The organism is Shewanella sp. KT0246, from assembly GCF_019654955.1.
Taxonomy (GTDB): domain Bacteria; phylum Pseudomonadota; class Gammaproteobacteria; order Enterobacterales; family Shewanellaceae; genus Shewanella; species Shewanella goraebulensis.
Window position 1 is genome coordinate 149,930 of sequence record NZ_BPEV01000004.1, and the last position, 19,476, is coordinate 169,405.

General features: G+C 40.1%; 14 protein-coding genes and 1 rRNA gene. 6 read left to right on the forward strand and 9 right to left on the reverse strand.

Going from position 1 to position 19,476, the window contains the following annotated elements:
* Positions 1–174 precede the first annotated feature (174 nt).
* Positions 175–2,778, forward strand: a complete 2,604-nt coding sequence (locus tag K5Q58_RS03435; protein ID WP_220752471.1) for a penicillin-binding protein 1A — start codon at positions 175–177, stop codon at positions 2,776–2,778.
* A gap of 172 nt (positions 2,779–2,950) precedes the next feature.
* Here the strand turns inward: K5Q58_RS03435 and argH are convergent, their stop codons facing one another.
* The 5 genes from argH to argC form a co-directional block, all read right to left on the reverse strand.
* Positions 2,951–4,318, reverse strand: coding sequence for an argininosuccinate lyase (argH, locus tag K5Q58_RS03440; RefSeq protein ID WP_220752472.1), 1,368 nt, complete (start codon positions 4,316–4,318; stop codon positions 2,951–2,953).
* 137 nt (positions 4,319–4,455) lie between these two features.
* Positions 4,456–5,676 carry an argininosuccinate synthase gene (locus K5Q58_RS03445; protein ID WP_220752473.1) on the reverse strand — a complete coding sequence of 407 codons (1,221 nt, stop codon included), beginning with the start codon at positions 5,674–5,676 and terminating at the stop codon, positions 4,456–4,458.
* 80 nt (positions 5,677–5,756) lie between these two features.
* A complete protein-coding gene (locus tag K5Q58_RS03450) occupies positions 5,757–6,662 on the reverse strand; it encodes an ornithine carbamoyltransferase (protein WP_220752474.1) in 906 nt (301 codons plus the stop codon).
* Between the two features lie 13 nt (positions 6,663–6,675).
* Positions 6,676–7,458 carry an acetylglutamate kinase gene (gene argB / locus K5Q58_RS03455; RefSeq protein ID WP_220752475.1) on the reverse strand — a complete coding sequence of 261 codons (783 nt, stop codon included), beginning with the start codon at positions 7,456–7,458 and terminating at the stop codon, positions 6,676–6,678.
* A gap of 14 nt (positions 7,459–7,472) precedes the next feature.
* Entirely contained in the window at positions 7,473–8,453 is a 981-nt protein-coding gene (argC, locus tag K5Q58_RS03460) for an N-acetyl-gamma-glutamyl-phosphate reductase (protein ID WP_220752476.1), read from the reverse strand.
* 261 nt (positions 8,454–8,714) lie between these two features.
* Here argC and argE point away from each other — a divergent pair, with 261 nt between their 5' ends.
* The 3 genes from argE to K5Q58_RS03475 all read left to right on the forward strand — a co-directional run bounded on the left by argE (position 8,715) and on the right by K5Q58_RS03475 (position 13,200).
* On the forward strand, positions 8,715–9,866 hold the full coding sequence (gene argE, locus K5Q58_RS03465) for an acetylornithine deacetylase (RefSeq protein ID WP_220752477.1): 1,152 nt from the start codon (positions 8,715–8,717) through the stop codon (positions 9,864–9,866).
* Positions 9,867–10,015: 149 nt separating this feature from the next.
* The gene (gene ppc / locus K5Q58_RS03470; RefSeq protein WP_220752478.1) at positions 10,016–12,664 is read left to right on the forward strand and encodes a phosphoenolpyruvate carboxylase; all 2,649 of its coding nucleotides are present in this window, start codon (positions 10,016–10,018) and stop codon (positions 12,662–12,664) included.
* Positions 12,664–13,200 (forward strand): DUF1439 domain-containing protein, encoded by a 537-nt coding sequence (locus K5Q58_RS03475; protein WP_220752479.1) that lies wholly within the window; start codon positions 12,664–12,666, stop codon positions 13,198–13,200. Before ppc ends, K5Q58_RS03475 begins: the two co-directional genes overlap by 1 nt.
* Before the next feature lie 77 nt (positions 13,201–13,277).
* Here K5Q58_RS03475 and K5Q58_RS03480 read toward each other — a convergent pair whose 3' ends face one another.
* Positions 13,278–13,733: an LPP20 family lipoprotein gene (locus K5Q58_RS03480; protein WP_220752480.1), complete on the reverse strand. Its 456-nt coding sequence runs from the start codon at positions 13,731–13,733 to the stop codon at positions 13,278–13,280.
* 100 nt (positions 13,734–13,833) lie between these two features.
* Positions 13,834–14,598, reverse strand: a complete 765-nt coding sequence (locus tag K5Q58_RS03485; protein ID WP_220752481.1) for a hypothetical protein — start codon at positions 14,596–14,598, stop codon at positions 13,834–13,836.
* A 381-nt stretch (positions 14,599–14,979) separates the two neighbouring features.
* On the opposite strand from K5Q58_RS03485, the gene K5Q58_RS03490 reads away from it, so the two are divergent.
* Both K5Q58_RS03490 and K5Q58_RS03495 read left to right on the forward strand, forming a co-directional pair.
* Complete coding sequence (locus K5Q58_RS03490; protein ID WP_220752482.1) at positions 14,980–15,708, forward strand: flagellar basal body L-ring protein FlgH; 729 nt, start codon at positions 14,980–14,982, stop codon at positions 15,706–15,708.
* A 3-nt stretch (positions 15,709–15,711) separates the two neighbouring features.
* A complete protein-coding gene (locus K5Q58_RS03495; protein ID WP_220752483.1) occupies positions 15,712–16,893 on the forward strand; it encodes a flagellar assembly protein T N-terminal domain-containing protein in 1,182 nt (393 codons plus the stop codon).
* Between the two features lie 55 nt (positions 16,894–16,948).
* Here K5Q58_RS03495 and K5Q58_RS03500 read toward each other — a convergent pair whose 3' ends face one another.
* Together K5Q58_RS03500 and rrf are read right to left on the reverse strand one after the other, a co-directional pair.
* Positions 16,949–18,223, reverse strand: a complete 1,275-nt coding sequence (locus K5Q58_RS03500) for a CinA family nicotinamide mononucleotide deamidase-related protein (RefSeq protein ID WP_220752484.1) — start codon at positions 18,221–18,223, stop codon at positions 16,949–16,951.
* An 854-nt stretch (positions 18,224–19,077) separates the two neighbouring features.
* Positions 19,078–19,193: ribosomal RNA gene (gene rrf / locus K5Q58_RS03505) — 5S ribosomal RNA — on the reverse strand.
* Positions 19,194–19,476: the final 283 nt, after the last annotated feature.

Here is a 19,476-nt window from a genome sequence, read left to right on the forward strand (position 1 = left end):
ATTTATTTTTTATATTTTAAAATAGATTAGCACAAAATCAACTCGTTATAAGTATTTGTATAAAATGTTTCTAAATTTTACAACTTGTTTTTTTATGTTTTCATGTTTTTACTTCACCAAAAACCTTCCCCCTTATATACTAGCGGGCATATTTATGATTTTTGGAATAATTCGGTGAAGTGGATAAAACGAATACTTATAGCTATATTTAGCTTAACTTTATTAGGCGTCGGCACAATTGTCGCAGCTTATTATTATCTTTTACCCGAATTACCGGATGTAAATACTCTTAAAACAGTAAAATTACAGACGCCGTTAAGAATTTATAGTAGCGATGGACTACTTATTTCTCAGTTTGGTGAAAAAAGAAGAATACCAATTGAATATCAAGATGTGCCTGAGCAATTAATTAATGCGGTTTTAGATACCGAAGATGCCCGTTTTTTTGAACACAAAGGTATTGATCCTATCGGGATTGTTCGTGCCGCAGTTATTTTGGTAACGACAGGTAAGAAAAGCCAAGGTGCGAGTACTATCACTCAGCAGGTCGCCCGTGGATTTTTTCTTTCTCGTGAAAAAACCTATATTCGTAAAACCAAAGAAATTTTCTTAGCCTTAAAAATTGAAAAAGCGCTTTCCAAAGAAGAAATTCTGACACTTTATTTAAATCGCTCTTTTCTGGGTAATCGAGCTTACGGCGTTGGAGCTGCTGCTCAAGTTTATTATGGTAAAGAGTTAGAGCAACTTTCATTACCTGAAATGGCAATGATTGCGGGTTTACCTCAAGCGCCTTCTGCAGCCAACCCCATTCGAAACCCCCAGCGCGCTAAAAACCGCCGTAATTGGGTGTTAAGTCGAATGTTAGAAAAACGCAACATTACAGAGGCACAATACCAAGAAGCCATCAATGCGCCTATTACTGCCAAGTATCATGGCGCCGAAATAGATTTATATGCACCTTATATTTCTGAAATGGCACGCGAGTACATGGTAAACCAATATGGCGAAGAAGACGCCTACACCAATGGCTATAATGTCTACACCACCATATCGTCTGACTTACAATTGAAGGCTCAAAGTGCGTTACGAAATAACGTATTTTCTTATGACCAGCGCCATGGTTATCGAGGACCTATCTCGGAGTTATGGTCTGCAGATCCTTCAGCGACCAATACTGAGCCAATGGCCACCAGCGACATCATTAGTAACCTTAAAAGTACTTCACCAGTGCAAGGCATCATGCCTGCAGCTGTTATTGCAGTAGAAGAACAGCAAGCAACTGTGTTGAACGCCAGAGGCGAAGAGATCTTACTCGAGTGGAATGGGTTAAAGTGGGCGCGGGAATTTATCACAGATAGACGTCAAGGAAAGCCACCAAAAAAAGCTGAGGATATTTTAGCTGTTGGCCAAAAAATTTGGATTAGAAATAATGGCGAATATTGGCAACTATCTCAAATTCCTCAAGTATCTAGTGCTACTGTATCTTTAGAGCCAAGCGATGGTGCAATTAAAACCTTGGTTGGTGGCTTTAGTTTTACCCAAAGCCAATATAACCGTGTCACCCAAGCCAAACGTCAGTTAGGTTCGAATATTAAACCGTTCATATATTCTGCTGCGCTTGAAAAAGATTACAACCTCGCGACATTAATCAATAATGCGCCGATTAATAAGCCTGACACCCGGCAAGGCACAGCATGGCGCCCAAAGAATTCACCTGATATTTATGGTGGCCCTACCCGTTTACGTGTTGGTTTAGCGCAATCAGTCAATGTTATGTCTGTTCGAGCCATGAGACATATCGGCTTAGATAATACGATAGCCAAATTAGTTGAATTTGGCTTTGATCCAAAAGATCTGCCTCGCAATGAATCTGTAGCACTTGGCTCGCCTTCGGTTACGCCGCTACAAGTAGTAACGGCATTTAATGTATTTACTAATGGCGGCTATTTAGTCGAACCGTATTTCATTAAACAAGTCACTGATTCATTTGATAATGTTATCGAAGAAGCCAACCCAATGCTTGCTTGTACTCCTGAAGAGCCTACAGAAGTAATCAGTGAAGCTACAACTAAAGAAAATGATCCTTTTGCCGCCATGGCAGCTGAGTTTTCTCGCTCCCAACAAGCTCAAGATAAAGCGAACTTCGACATTGCAAATACAGAAAATGCGCTAACGCAATGCGGAGATGAAAACAGCCGTTACGCACCTAGAATCATTACAGAACAAACTGCATTTTTAATCACTGAAGCGTTAAAAAGTGTAATTTGGGGTGGTGGAGACTGGAGTAAAGGCACTGGCTGGAATGGTACTGCTTGGCGTGCATCAAGATTAATTAAACGCCGTGATATTGCAGGTAAAACCGGTACAACCAATGAATCTCGCGATACTTGGTTTAGTGGTTTTAATCCAACTTTAACATCGACCTTTTGGGTAGGTTTTGACGATCATAGCCGTAGGCTTGGACGAACAAGTTGGGTAGCTGATGGGCCTGAAAACCAAATATCAGGTGCCGAAGCGGGAGCAAAAACAGCAGGACCAGGCTGGAACGACTTTATGAATCAGGCATTAAAAGGCACTGAGGAAAAGACGACTATTCCACCTAAAGGGATTATCTCGGCTCGCATTGATTTAGCAACCGGGTTGTTAACCCGTAAAACCGATCATACGACTTCTTTTGAGTATTTTGTTGAAGGTACAGAACCAAGAGAATACGCAACAGATGAAGTGATTGACGACGACATTTTCATCGAGAACCCAACGGATGATTTGTTTCAATAGCGTTTAATTTTTCGATAGAAACTAAAACACCACATAATAAAAAGCCCTAAGTGAACTTCACTTAGGGCTTTTTAACATTCTATTCTAAAAGTCTAGGTACGAGATTAGAAGCCAGATTGTTTTAATATCGAATATTGATTGCAAGAGAGTACTTTAAAAATAAACCCACACACTACTTAGCTTGTTTGGCAGCGAGCGCCTGTTTAACTTGAATAAGCGATGTGCCACCTAAGGCTTCACGCTTTTCTAAACACGAATCAATGGTCAAACAGTCATAAACATCATCACTAATAATCGGGCTGAACTGTTGTAATTCAGAAATCAGCAATTCCTCTAAAGGTGTTTGCTTGGCAATCGCCGCAACTACAACCTCGCCCACCACATGATGCGCTTCTCTAAAAGGCATTCCTTTTGCTACTAGATAATCAGCCAACTCAGTTGAGTTAGCATAACCTTGCTGTGCAGCTGCTAAGGTTCTTTCACGATTAACTTGTAAACCAGTCAACACAAGTGCAGCCATCTCAAGACAAATAGCCCAGCTATCCATGACATCGAATAAGCCTTCTTTATCTTCTTGCATGTCTTTGTTATAAGCTAAAGGTAATGCTTTCATGGTGGTTAAAATACCCATTAAGCTGCCATAAACACGGCCAGTTTTACCTCTAATAAGCTCTAGCGCATCAGGGTTTTTCTTTTGTGGCATGAGTGAAGAGCCCGAGGTCACTTCATCATCTAAATCAATAAAACCTGCTTCACCGCTGTTAAAGAAGATTAAATCTTCAGCCATACGGCTTAAATGCATCATGCTGATAGAAGCATCGCTACATAATTCAATCACATGGTCACGGTCTGATACAGTGTCAAGGCTATTCAATGTTGGCGCTGCAAAACCTAAAGATTTAGCAATTTCATGTCTGTCCATCGGATAAGCTGTTCCTGCTAATGCGCCAGAACCTAAAGGACAAGTATCTGCACGTTTAAGTGCATCTTCTAAACGACTAATATCACGCTCGAACATCTCTACATACGCTAAACACCAATGGCCAAATAATACTGGCTGCGCCCTTTGTAAATGAGTGTAACCTGGCATAACAGCATCAATTTCACGTGCAGCGAGATCGATTAAAGCGCCTCTGAGCTTTTTGAGTAGCGCAAGTGATTGCTCACCTTCTTTTCTGCACCACAATTTTAAATCTGTTGCCACTTGGTCATTACGCGAACGTCCTGTATGAAGCTTCTTACCCAAGTCACCAACTTTAGCGATTAATGACTGCTCCACAAAGCTGTGAATATCTTCCGCGCCTGAAGCGATAATGGCTTCTGGTTTATCAGCCACTTCAGCTAATAATTCGTTTAATGCGCCATGTAATTGTTCACACTCTTGTTGGGTCAGAATACCCACTGAAGTAATTGCGGTTGCCCAAGCAATTGAACCTACAATATCTTCTTCAATTAACCGGTAATCTACTGGCAATGAGTCATTAAATAATTTGAATAATGCGCTACTTTCTTGACTGAATCTTCCGCCCCATAAAGCCATGTCGATACCCTCTTGTTCAATTCTTAAATCAATGTTGCTAAAGCAATAATAGTAAAATGATGTCTAAATATGAAAAACGGGGCTTATATCTGAATCTAGATGTAAGCCCCGTTTAAATATTTTATTAACAGCTGAGCTTATTTGCTGTTAAGTGCTCTGATACGGCTTGATAAAGAATAAAGACGGATAAAGCCTTCTGCATCTTTTTGGTCGTAAACATCATCATCACCAAAGGTGGCAAATTCTTCTGAATATAAGCTGTTTGGTGAACGCTTCTTAACCACACTTGCTTGGCCTTTATACAGCTTAACAACCACTTCGCCATTCACTAATTCAGCCAGCGCTTCTGAAGCGGCAATTAATGAATTACAAAGAGGTGTAAACCAACGACCGTCATAAACTAAGTGAGCCATTTGAGCGCCAACTTGCTCACGCCATTCACGGCTTGTTTTATCCAATACTAATTCTTCAATTGCACGAAGACCTGCAAACATTACCGTGCCACCAGGGGTTTCATAACAACCACGAGACTTCATACCCACTAAACGGTTTTCAGTAATATCGATACGACCTACGCCATGAGCAGCAGCTAAATCATTTAATTGCATCAAAGCTTGATAAGGTGATAAAGCCACACCATCAACATGTGTCACACGACCATTCGCAATATTTAACGCAACGTATTCTGGCGTATTCGGCGCATCTTCAGGTGCCACCGTCATGGTCCACACTTCTTTGCTAGGCTCGTTCCAAGGGTCTTCTAACTCACCACCTTCATGAGATATATGCCATGCATTCGCATCACGGCTATAGATCTTAGTCGCTGATGCTGTTGTCTCAATGTTTCTTTCAGCAAGGTAATCTAATAGGTCTTCACGGCTAACCATTGACCACTCACGCCAAGGCGCAATCACTTTTAAATCTGGTGCTAGGGCTGCAAAACAGCCTTCAAAACGTACTTGGTCGTTACCTTTACCAGTACAACCGTGACATACAGCGTCAGCACCAACTTTACGTGCAACTTCAACTTGTGCTTTAGCAATAATTGGACGCGCCATTGAAGTACCTAGTAAATAAGTTCCTTCGTAAATCGCACCCGTTGCAATCGTTGGATAGATGTAATCAGCCACCAGCTCTTCTTTTAAGTCAACGATATAACATTCAGAAGCACCAGATTCGATTGCTTTTTCATGTAAACCTTCAAGCTCTGCATCACCTTGGCCCACATCGGCACAGAAAGCGATAATTTCACAATTATCATACGTCTCTTTCAACCAAGGGATAATAGCTGAAGTATCTAAACCACCTGAATAAGCTAATACAACTTTCTTAATGATTGCTTGTTTTTCAATAGACATCTTTAATTCTTCCTAACGTAAACTGTGTAATGCTGACTCGCTCAAATGACATAAGCCAGCCAACGAAATATGTTGTTTTTTTAACCTAACAGGGTAACCAGTACTGCATTTTGTGCATGCATTCTGTTTTCTGCTTGTTGCAGAATGAGTGAGCCCTCACCATCCACCACTTCAGCAGTCGCCTCAACTTCCCTGTATGCAGGTAAACAATGCATAAAGAAGTTAGCACCCACTTTTGTCATCAGTTCGATATTCACTTGGTATGGTTTAAACTTTGCTTCAATTTCTTCCATGGAAGTGGTGTCACCCATCGAAATCCAAGTATCGGTATAAATTGCATCTTGTGGACCCATTTCATTAACGTCAGACGTTAAAATAAGTTCCCCGCCATATTGAGCAGCTAATGCTTGAACTTCACACACCACTTGTCCATCAGGGAAATGCCCCGGAGGGCAAACCACTGTCATAGTGGCACCAAGAATTGCTGCGCCATACATCAAAGAATGAGTAACGTTATTGCCGTCACCTAGATAGGCTAATTTTACCTTACTCACATCATCAAACTTTTCAGATAGCGTCAGAAAGTCAGCTAAACCTTGGCAAGGATGATATAAATTACATAGTGCATTAATGACAGGAACAGAAGCATGCTCCGCTAAACCTGCAATAGTGGTGTGCGAGAATGTTCTTGCTACAATGGCATCAGCCCAACAAGAAATGTTCGTCGCAAAGTCTGAAACCGGCTCACGTTTGCCTAATGCACCATTTTGTTGATCTAAATAAACCGCATGACCGCCTAATTTATTAATACCAATATCAAAGCTAACGCGGGTTCGCAGCGAAGGCTTTTCAAATAACATCACGACACTTTTGCCTGCTAATGCTTGGTTATAATCTGCTGGGTTGGCTTTAATCTTTTTCGCTAATGCCAGTAAATCCAATAGCTCAGTTTGCGATAAATCTTTAATTGATAATAAATGTTCCATTAGTATTTAACTCCTATGGCTGAATTTGAGTGCCAACGGATTGTCCGTTCGCTAAGGCAATTAATTGTTGAGGCTGTTTCCAAGATGCAACTTGCACTGGTTTACCCATCCATTGAGCAACTTCTAATGCCGCTTCTACTTTAACTTTCATACCTTTTTCTATCACGCCTTGCTGAACTAAATCTGAAATTTGTTGTTGATTTAATTGCGCAATTAACTCGCCATTGCCATCTAATACACCCGGCACATCAGATAATAAAACCAGCTGACCGTTAACTAATTTAGCTAACGCCGTCGCAGCTTGATCTGCATTAACGTTCAACATATCGCCTTGAGGCGACACAGCAATTGAACTGCAAATAGGCAACCAACCCTGCGATAATAAATAATTCAAATAACTTGAATCTTTCGGGGTGACTTCACCTACTAGACCTAAGTTTTCATTTTTAATCGATGCGTCAACCGTATTACCATCGGCTAAACTCATTCCAACCGTGACAATACCAGCTTCGATAGCTGCAGCTTGCAATAATTTGTTAGAGGTTCCCGCTAAAGCACCTACAACAATGGGGATTTGATCTGCAGGCGTAACCCGTAAACCGTCCAGCTTGATGGTTTCTTTACCATTGGCAGCAAGTTGCTCGTCAACCAAACATCCACCACCATGAACAAAAATGACTTTCTGCCCTTGAGACATCATCTTAGCAACCACTGACATTAGCTCAGCCATTCCAGAAGTTGACTGAAGTAATGCGCCACCCACTTTAAGCACAATAACAGGCTTATTATCTGACATAGTATATTTTCCTGTTAAAGACCAAAGTGAATTTTAATGCACTGTAAGCCTTGGCTTGCAGCACCTTTCATTAAATTATCAATTGCGCTGGCAACCACTAAATAGTTACTTTGAGGGTCGTATTTCCAACCTAATATGCAGTTTGGCGTATTAACCACATCGTCCACTTTAGGGAATTGGTTATGCTTAACGCTAACTAATGGGCAATCGTCATACACTTGATATGCGGCAGCCACATCAGCTTCAGTAGTGCCTTTAGCTAATTGCACTGTAATGGTGGCTAAAATTCCACGCTTAAAGTTACCTAAATGCGGCGTAAAAATAACTTCTTGCCCTAAGTGAGTGGCTATTTCAGGTTGATGTCTATGACCTAAAACACCATATGGCGTTAAGCTCACTTCACAAAAACTAGTATGCAGCTGTGCCTTTCTGCCTGCACCTGTCACGCCACTTACCGCATTAATGACTGGATAAGCGTCAGTTAGCATTGATTTTAAAGGTTTAAGTGCCGTTAAAGATGCCGTTGGGTAACAACCTGGCACAGCAATCATTTTACTTTGGGCAATTTGCTGGTGATTCCACTCAGCTAGACCGTATACGGCATCGGCAAGCACTTCTGCTTGAGTATGCTCAAAACCGTACCATTTAGGGTACTGCTCAACATCAGCAAAACGATACGCACCACTTAAATCAAAAACAGCTAAACCCTGTTGATAAAAGAATGCTGCAAGCTCTAAGCTGACAGAATGCTCAGTGGCAAGTACCACGGCATCAGCTTGCTCGACGATATCTTGTTTAGCCACAGCAGATAAAGGCGATAAAGGAATTTGGATATGTTGATATGTTGGGTACAAATCAGCTAGTAAACGACCTTTATCAAGACTGTTCTCAGACACATACAAGCCTTGTATAGACAGTGATGCTTCTGCATCAATAAGAGCGGTGATTTGTGCGCCGGTATAACCACTAGCACCAATTATTGCGATATTTTTCATTATTTTGTCGTCTTTAATTAAGTAAACTGTTGAAGATAAATCGATACGTGAGCAGGGGGCTCGAGAATAAAACTATCGTCGAAGATAGTTTACCTTGGGATCTGTTACAGTGAGTTGAATCGCAATTAAATACATATCTATATTCTTAAATCATTATCAAGTTATGGTGATTACCTAAGCTGTTTGCTAGACTAACACAAATTATTACTTATGCAATAATAATGAATACATATTTATTGCAATAGATTATAAAAGGTTCCTATGAATTCATTACCAGAACTAAAAAATGCTTTTAAACAGCTGATTGCATTGCCATCTATCAGTGCATTAGAAGCAGAACAAGATATGAGTAACCATGCAGTTATTGAACTTCTGCAATCTTGGTTTTCAGAGATGGGTTTTGAATGCACAGTTCATACCGTGGCCGACAGCCGTGGTAAACAAAATCTAGTCGCAACAATTGGCTCAGGTAAAGGTGGCCTTTTACTTGCGGGACATACTGATACCGTCCCTTTTGATGAAGGTCGCTGGAGCCAAAGCCCTTTTGAGCTAACCGAAAAAGATAACCGTTGGTACGGCTTAGGCACCTGTGACATGAAAGGTTTTTTTGCGTTAATAATGGAAGCGCTTAAAACAATACCTTTGCATGAGTTAAAGCGTCCGCTGCATATCTTTGCTAGCGCCGATGAAGAAACCACCATGAACGGTGCAAAAGCATTTGCCGATGCCAAAAGCATTGCACCGGACTACGCTATTATTGGTGAGCCTACCAGCTTAAAACCGGTATATATGCATAAAGGTCATTTAGCTCAAAGCATAAGAGTCATTGGCCGCAGCGGTCATTCATCTGATCCTGCTCGCGGGCTCAATGCCATCGAAATCATGCACCAAGTTGTCGGTCAGTTAATGAAACTTAAACAAGATTTAAGTGAAAACTACCGTGAAGATGCCTTTAGTGTCCCTCACCCGACGATGAACTTTGGTCATATACATGGTGGTGATGCAGCAAATCGCATCTGCGGATGTTGCGATTTACACTTGGATATTCGACCTTTACCTGGAATGGAACTAGCAGATTTAGAATTGATGGTAATTAACTACCTAGCAGAAATTAACAAGCAATACCCTGGCAGTATTGAAATATCGACTTTATATCCAGGCTCCGAGTCTTTTGCTGGTAAAGTCGATAGCTATTGGACTGAGTTGGTTGCAGAAATCTCAAAAACTCAACCTGAGGTGGTTAACTATGCCACCGAAGCGCCTTATATCAAAAAATTAGGATGCCAAACTCTCGTCATGGGACCCGGTAGTATTAATCAAGCTCATCAACCGGATGAATATATTGGCTTAGAGTATTTAACTCCTACAGTAGAGTTAATGAAAAAGCTTATTTATCAAGCTTGTATTAAATAGTTGTGATAAATATCAATGATAAAAGCGTTAATTGATTATGTACTTAAATTAATAAAATAAGCCATTGACCAATACCCTTACAGCTAGCTATTGTGCTAGCACTAGTCAAAAATAATAACGGCTACTTAAGTTAAAATTATGGAGTAATTATGGCAGAGCAAACCGCCGACATGTACGCTTCTTTGCGTTCTAATGTGAGTAGCTTAGGACAAGTTTTAGGTGACACCATGCGTGATCATCTTGGCGAAGCCTTTCTTGAAAAAGTAGAACAAATTCGTATTCTTGCTAAGGAGTCTCGTAAAGGTGATGCTGACTCACGACAGCAAATGCTCACTTTACTAAATTCATTACCTGACGAAGAATTAGTCCCTTTTGCAAAAGCTTTTAACCAATTCTTGAATTTAGCCAATATTGCAGAGCAGTTTCATACCATCAGTCGTAACTGCGATGAGCTTGTATGCGTACCCGATCCTGTCGAACAGCTATTGGGACGAATGCTGAATAGCAACGCCAATGAACAAGACGTGATTAATTGTTTAAAAACGCTCGATATTGATTTAGTACTCACAGCGCACCCAACAGAAATTTCACGCCGTACCTTAATCCAAAAGTATTCAGCGGTAGTCGACTGTTTAACTGAGCAAGAAAATCAGCAATTAACTGATCGCGAACGTAATCAATCTCACCTTAGACTGCGCCAGCTTATTGCTCAGATATGGCATACCAACGAAATCCGTAACGAACGCCCAACACCGGTAGATGAAGCGCGCTGGGGATTAAGCACTATTGAAGCCTCTTTGTGGCAAGCCGTGCCAGATTTCTTAAGACAATTAAACGACCATGTAGAAGCGAAAACAGGCCAGCAAATTCCTGCTGACGTTTGCCCAGTAAGATTTTCAAGCTGGATGGGCGGCGATAGAGATGGCAACCCATTTGTCACCTCAGTCGTCACCGAAGAAGTATTACTCCGTAATCGGCATGCAGCAGCACGTCTATACCTTAAAGATGTGGTATCGCTAGTAAATGAATTGTCTATGGAAGATGCCAATGCTGAATTAATGGCACTTGTGCCAAACAGCAAAGAGCCTTACCGCGATATCCTCAGACACTTACGTCACAAACTACGTAACACCATTGATTATCTCAATGCCCGCCTTGAAGGTCATCAAGTAGATGTCAATCACAGCGATTTAGTATGGGAGCTAAATGACTTAAAACAGCCACTTGAGTTGCTGTACCGCAGTTTATCTGAATCAGGTATGCGTTTAATTGCCAATGGCCTGTTATTAGATATGTTACGCCGCTTAGCCTGTTTCGGCATTCATATGCTGCGTTTAGATATACGCCAAGATGCAGAGCGTCATAGCGATGTCATAGCTGAACTCACACGCTATTTAGGTATGGGAGATTACGATCACTGGGACGAAAATGAGAAACAAGCCTTCTTGTTAAGAGAGCTAACCAGCCGCCGACCATTAATCCCTGCGGATTGGCAGCCATCAGCTGATGTACTTGAAGTCATCAAGACTTGTCAGCTTGTAGCAACACAACCAGCTACAGCGCTTGGTTCTTACGTAATTTCAATGGCAAGTAAACCATCTGACGTACTAGCCGTTTTACTGTTATTAAAAGAGACAGGTTGTCAGCACCCAATGCGTGTGGTGCCATTATTTGAAACATTAAGTGATTTAAATACTGCAGCAGATTGCATGACTCAACTCCTCAACATTGATTGGTACCGTGGTTACACCAAAGGTATGCAAGAAGTGATGATTGGTTATTCAGATTCAGCTAAAGATGCCGGTGTAATGGCTGCTGCTTGGGCCCAATACCACGCACAAGAACAACTGGTTGCCGTGTGCAAGAAAGCAGACGTTAAATTAATGCTATTCCACGGCCGTGGTGGTTCTATTGGCCGTGGCGGCGGGCCTGCACATAAAGCGATTTTGTCACAACCTCCGGGGTCAGTAGACGGTCGTATTAGGGTGACTGAACAAGGTGAGATGATCCGCTTCAAATTCGGTTTACCAAAAGTAGCTGTACAAAGTTTAGCGCTATACACCTCAGCAGTAATGGAAGCGACCTTATTGCCGCCTCCAGAACCAAAACAAGAATGGCGTGAATGCATGCAGCGGATTGCTGATGACTCAGTTAAAGCCTATCGAGGTATTGTTCGTGAAGAGCCTGACTTTGTTGCTTACTTTAGAGCCGCGACACCAGAAGTTGAACTGGGTAAATTACCACTAGGTAGTCGACCAGCTAAAAGACGCGTTGATGGCGGTATCGAAAGCCTCCGTGCGATTCCATGGATCTTTGCATGGTCACAAAACCGTTTAATGCTTCCTGCTTGGTTAGGTTCTGGTGAAGCGCTAAAAGCTGCTAATGAGCGTGGCGAAGCGAGTCTATTGAAAGAAATGGAGCAACAATGGCCATTCTTTGAAACTCGCATTTCGATGCTTGAAATGGTTTATATGAAGGCTGAGCCTAATCTTGCTCGATACTATGAAAGTACTCTAGTGCCAGAAAACTTGCACCATTTAGGTAAAAAGCTCCGCGCAAGTCTACAATTAGGCACTGAAGCGGTTCTATCTTTAACGGAGTCAGAAGAGTTAATGTCTCATACTCCTTGGAATAGAGAGTCAGTTAAGCTTCGTAACCCATATATCGACCCATTGAACTTCTTACAAGCAGAGCTATTGGCACGTACCCGTAATGAAGAACAAGCTTCTAAACAGGTTGAGTTAGCATTAATGCTAACCATTGCTGGTGTTGCTGCAGGAATGAGAAACACAGGATAATGACATTATTCAAAACGAGTTTACTTTGCTTAATGCTGTTTCTGACTGGTTGCGCCAGTCAGTACAGCATCACTGAATCAGAAGTAGAGGATTATCTGAATAATGAGATGCACTATGAAGTGTCTCAAGGCAATCAAATATTTGGTCTACAGTTGAAACTCAATGATATGGAAGTGGAGTTAGGTAACAAGCCAAATACCATTTCAGTCACAGCATTGACAAAAATGGCGGTTAAAAATCCATTTAAGTCTATTTCTGCTGACATGGAAACCACTTTTGAAGCAGAGCCTTGGTATGACGTTGAAACCAAAAGCATCTTTTTGAAGAAGTTGGACTTGGTGAGCGTTAAATCAGAACCTGCGGATATTGAACAAATGCTGAAACCCATCACCCCACAATTGATGATGTTTTTGCGAACGTTTTTAGAATCACAACCTGTATACGTGCTCGATACTAATGACTCGAACCAAGCATTAATGGCATCGATGACAAAAGCAATTGAAGTTCAAAAAGGCAAAATAGTGATTAAGTTTTAATATCGTATCGCCTCAAGCAAAATAAGCGCCTTAAGGCGCTTATTTTTTATCAGTAATCTAAAATGTCAAAGCTCACATTAAAAGTTTTTTACTGGCTCAACCACCAAGGTACTACTATGCACTGGGTTTTCTGACTGCATGTACAAATCTCGCACTAGCTTAAAATCTAGCTCCAATTCGGTGACATAAAAACCATCTATTGGATAAGTCTTAACGACTTTGGCCCCTTTGATCACACCAGAAACTTTGATCTTCGTGGCTATATTATTCAGAGAGTGTCCTTGTATTGCTGTTTGCGAATTAAGCTGTAAGCCATAGACTTGTTCAGCTAACTCTCTATAGGCCAAAATTTTTGACGCTTCCATTGCCATTAAAATTTGCTCTGAGCGTAACTCTGCGGGTTGCTTTTCAATAGGCGCGTAACCCACAGCATTCAGTACTGGAAAATCACTAGGTTGGTATTTTTCAGATTCACTTCCTAAAGTGGCACAACCACTTATTAACAGGCCCAAAATAAATATTAATTTTTTCATTTAAGTAACCAGACTGAATATTTCATTTTAATATAAAAATAGTCATTAAAATATTTACAGTGATAATTTATGATAAAACGCTAATTAAATAGTTACAGAATTAACTATTTCCAATTGTCTCAGCTATATCACTCTCGGAATTATTATCATCAGACAAAAATGAACTAACTCCAGCAGCAATACCGTCTGAGTTTTTTTCTGTAAAGTAATCCATAATTAATTTAATAGCAGTAGAACCAGCACCAACATAATCAGAGTAAAGAACACTTCCGGCTAAAGTTGCAGCAGGACTTATTTCAGTATTTGTTGTTTCTTGATAAATATAAGATAAAATTGGTGTGTGGTTTAAAATATTAACTGAATCTATAATATCCTGTTGATTAAAACCATCTTCACCGAAAGAGTACGAATAAATATCATCTACAAGACTAGAATCCTCAACATCATCAGAGCTTGTTAGAGAGCTTACTGATCCTAAAGTATCATCACCAGAAACCTGAATACCGTCAGCTGCGATATTAGCCACTGTGTTGAGTGAACTTTTTATCATGCTTGTCTGTAGCGATGATAACAAGCCTTGTTGCAACTCAGAAATCATACTGGTATTCATGCTAAGTGAAAGGATGTCAGGGTTATCTAAACCCACTTCCGCAAGTATCTTCTCTTGCATGTCATCAACCGAAAAGACATCACTGATAGCGCTTGCATTCAGCGCAACATTGGCAACATCACTTGCAGCAGAAACACCTGTGAGTATATCGGCAAAGTTTTCTGACTCTCCACTTAACTGGGACTGAACCGATGAACTCGTATTGATGAGCTCAGCTGCACTTGTTAGCACAGAAAGTGATTCTTGTTGACTCATATTATAATTAAACCAAATCCCAATTAAATATATTATATTCTAATTATCACCACTGTATAAAATAATTAAATACAACCAATGATCTTACCACTATAATATATTAATCCATAAAATTGACAAACATTAAGATTTATTCCATATTTAAAAACCAAAACAAAACCGATATAAAAATAAGAATAATACATTAATAATTTATTATCATTATCTTGCAAATCATTAAACACCACTCACACCTTACCAAAACAATATATAGCAATAGTTAGTAACAAATAACCATTAATAACGTAAAAATGGGTAAAGATAATGAAGATACTGTGCAGAGTATAGATCTAAGTATTAAGTTGAAGTTAGAATTTGCAAAACCATCAACACAGTTAAGAAATGAAATTAACAACCCCGTTAGCAGTATTCATTTTATTCAGTATGTCAGCCTGTACTACAACTGAAGTAGCTGAGATTAAAGTTCCGACTAAAGAAAATACCTCAGTGAATGTGACAGAACCGTCTGACGAAGTGATGAAGGGAGATCCGCAGTATCGACCAGTTAGAAACAATAACATTCAGCAAGCGCAGTTGGTAACGGGTTCAATCTTTAACCCCGATAACGTTTATAATATTTATCAAAATAATAATCGATACGATATTGGAGATATGATTTTAATTAGACTAAATGAAGAAATGACGTCTAAAAAATCTGTTAGCTACAAACGAGATAGCTCTAATAACTTTGAACTATCCCCTAACATCACTGCCGGTAACATCAACATTGACGACAGCAATTTGAGCGCTGACTACTCTCAAGACAAAAACTTTGATAGTTCCTCTGCAAGTAATCATAACAACTCTCTTTCCGGCACGATCACTGTTGCAGTAAGAGAAAAACTGCCGAACGGAAACTTAATCGTTGCGGGCGAAAAATGGTTAAAATTGAATAAAGGCGACGAATATGTCCGCTTTTCTGGAGAGATTAGGGTTACAGATATCGCATCTGATCATTCGATAGATTCAAGCATGGTTGGCAATACCGTCATCGAAGTCAGTGGCAAAGGCGAGCAACAAGACAATCAAGATCCCTCATTAATCTCGAAACTGCTAAACGTATTTGGTTAATAAATGATGAGAACCTTCTTTGCTATCATGATGCTCTGTATACCTACTGCATCATTCGCACAATGGTATGTCGGACAAGCATCAATTACATATAATGGCGATGACTACAACAAAATACGCAAGCAAGCCGTAGAACTAGCAATAGAAAATGCGTCACTTCAAGCCAGCAGTTATATCAGTATCGAAAATACGGTAAGAGACGGAATTCTTACAAGTAGTAAGAGTAATGTTATTTCAAAACAACAAATCAGTGAAATTATCATTCTCAATGAAACTATTACAGCAGGTAAATTAACGGTCAATCTCAAAGTAAACCTTCATTCAAAATCAAACTGCATTAAAGATGCATATTCCAAACAGCTCATTATTGCCCAGTTCCCATTACTTAACCCAGAACAAGCCACACCGGGTGATATTTCTTCACTACCTTTTCATGTAGCTTCAAGGTTCAAAGATGAACTCATCAATCAGCCTAGTGTTTTTGTAGAAGAGTTAATACCGCAAATGGTATTTAAACCTGTTTCTAGTTTTGACAGTATTAATTTGAAATCAGTTCAAGGTATTTCTCATGGATTAAACAGCCAATTTCAAAGCCAATATTTAGTCTTCGGCTATATACGCGATATCGGCCTATACAATGAAATCACATCCAGCTTGCTAAAAAATACTATCTACCCAAAACGAAACTTCACCATTAAAGTATTTATGTACGATAGGATCAGCGACAGTATTTTACTTGAAGATGAATACCACGGAGAAGGTGGCTGGAGTTTTGACTCTTTTACCAAAGTAGATATGTCTAATAGCCTATTTTGGCGTAGTGAATATGGTCAAGCTATTGTCGATACATTGTTTAAAGTATCACAAGACATCAACCAAACATTGAGTTGTGAAGCCACTAAAGCGACTGTCATAAATCGTGATGATGAATTTATTACTATCAATATCGGAACGATGCATGGGGTTAAAAAAGGCGATATATTTCAACATATAAAATTGAAAAATATCCCTGTAAGAAACACAGTCATGTCGACTTTGATGCCACCAGAAGAACCAACCCTACTCGAAGTGGTGCAAGTTAGTAACAAAATTAGCTTACTAAAAGCACCTGAAAATGAAGACATCAACGGGATGAATCAGCATCAAATAGATTTATATGATGTAGTTACTACTGTTAGCTTTTAAAAGTACAGAATTAATCTAACTAGCTTATTTGCATCAAGCTAGTTAGATGAACGAACTACTTGGCAAATCGTGATATAGAAGGATAATCCACTATCACCGCTTCACCGAGCAAAGCACGGCGTAACATGTCATAAGCTATTGCAGCACTAATCGTTCGCACTAGCTGTCGCGACCTACTCGGCAATTTCACCATTTGGCTATAAACAGCGTGCTTGGTTGCTAGTGCAATGGCAACGGTACCAACAGGCTTTTCGTCACTCCCGCCATCTGGTCCCGCTATCCCACTTGTCGAAAGTGCAAAATCGCTGTCTAAGATCTCTCTTGCCCCTCTAGCCATGGATTCAACAGTTGCGATTGACACTGCACCGTAGTCATCGAGGATTTGTGGGTTGACGCCTAATACTTTAACTTTTGATTCATTACTGTAAGTCACTAAGCCGTGATGTAAATAAGATGAACTTCCAGAAAAATCAATCAACTGACTTGTTATCAAACCACCTGTACAGGATTCTGCGACACTCAAACTAAAGCCAGATTGATACAACCGATGATGAATTTCAGATGCTAGAGTAGGTCTATCTTCAGCAACCACTGCTATACCTAATATTGATTTTACTTTTTTGGTGACGTTAACGAGTCTACTAATCGCTTTATCACCACGGGCAAAGATCTTTATTTCAATGTGCGGCATCGATGAACGATAACCTAAGGTAATGCCATCTGGCAGCGCTAGCTCAGACAAACTATCCGCCAGCGTAGACTCACCATGACCAATAGTGAGTAATTTTTTCAATGAGGTATTTTCACTAAGATCAAATTCATCTTTAATAAACGGAATAAATTGTTCTTTAATCATGTGCTTTAACTCAAATGGCACACCTGGCGTAAAGAACAACCAAGCATTATTTAGCTTTACTCTGAAGCCACAAGCTGTCCCCACAGGATTATCGACCATTACTGCTGACTCAGGCAACCATGCTTGCTTTAAATTACTCTTAGCCATCGGTCTGTTGTTACGAGCGAACCAGTCTACTAATTTTTCTCGCCACTCCACGTTTTCTACTAACTGTTCGCCTTTGGCCATCGCCATGGCTTCAGCCGACATATCGTCACTTGTCGGCCCTAAACCTCCATTTACGATAATAACATCAGCATGATGACTTCGGTCAATGAAAGCGTTTTTCAGGTCTTCTAAACGATCACCTACTGTAATGCGATGTTGGGTTTCAATACCCAACTCCATCATAGTGTTAGCAACCCAAGCTGCGTTAGTATCAATAATCTGGCCAGATAAAACTTCTTCACCAGTGCAAATCATTTCTAATTTCATTTTTGTCCCTAAAGTACTGACTTTAAATCTAGCTCAACTAATAAAAGTTAATGAATTGCCTAACAAGATAGCTGACCTATGTTAAACATCAACGAGAATATAATATTTAAATTTAGTAACTAAAGAATTAAGGCACTTTGTGGATACTTTAAAAGTAGAAAACATAGATCGAAGAAAACTTGGGCGTAGAAACTAATGACAACTGAATAAACATAATTAGGCATTTAGCAATGGCCTACATATTTTTCCATTTAGGAACACATAGCCTTATCGGCTACTTAATCTTCGCTAATTTTCTTCTCTGGCATTCCTGCCTCTCAAATTCAGACACAAAAAAGCTCCTTACGTGAGTAACCAGCTAGCTACTCTCCAAAACACTTGAAATGGACTGCTTATTTAACCTTGTTAGAAAACATGGCAATATCGGCTAGTAAATCATTGCTAATTATCTAATCTGGCACTCCAGCCCCTCAAATTTCAAGCACAAAAAAGCCCGTTACGTGAGTAACGGGCTATCTGCTCTCTTAAAAAGAGAAATTAGGCGCTAGGCTATGACCTACTTTTGCATGGGCATATCAATCACACTGTCTTTCGCTGCACTAATTCTTACTCGCTATAAACGAAGAAAGCCCTGACTGTTAAGTCAGGGCTTTCTCGATTCTCTTAAAAGAGAAATTAAGCGCTTGGTAATGACCTACTTTTACATGGGCATATCAATCACACTATCAGCTGTTGATGTGTCTAAACTTGAGCTTTAGCTTCGTTTCTGAAGATGTATATCTTAAATGACAGACACAAAAAAGCCCGTTACGTGAGTAACGGGCTATCTGCTCTCTTAAAAAGAGAAATTAGGCGCTTGGCAATGACCTACTTTCACATGGGGAGACCCCACACTATCATCGGCGCTATTGCGTTTCACTACTGAGTTCGGGATGGGATCAGGTGGTACCACAATGCTATTGTCACCAAGCAAATTCGGTGTTAATCGCTTATCGCAATTAACTAAATTCGGAAAGCTGTTTCTTTGAGTTTCAAGTACATGGATGTACTTGATGTCATAAATGCAGGAGCATTTTATGACCTTACTTTATTAAGCGCTTTAAATTCTTCACTAAGTCTTACCTTTAACAGTAAGTAATAAATCTAGTTACCATCAACTCAGATAAAAACTCATCTGGGTTGTATGGTTAAGCCTCACGAGTCATTAGTACAGGTTAGCTCAACGCCTCACAACGCTTACACACCCTGCCTAT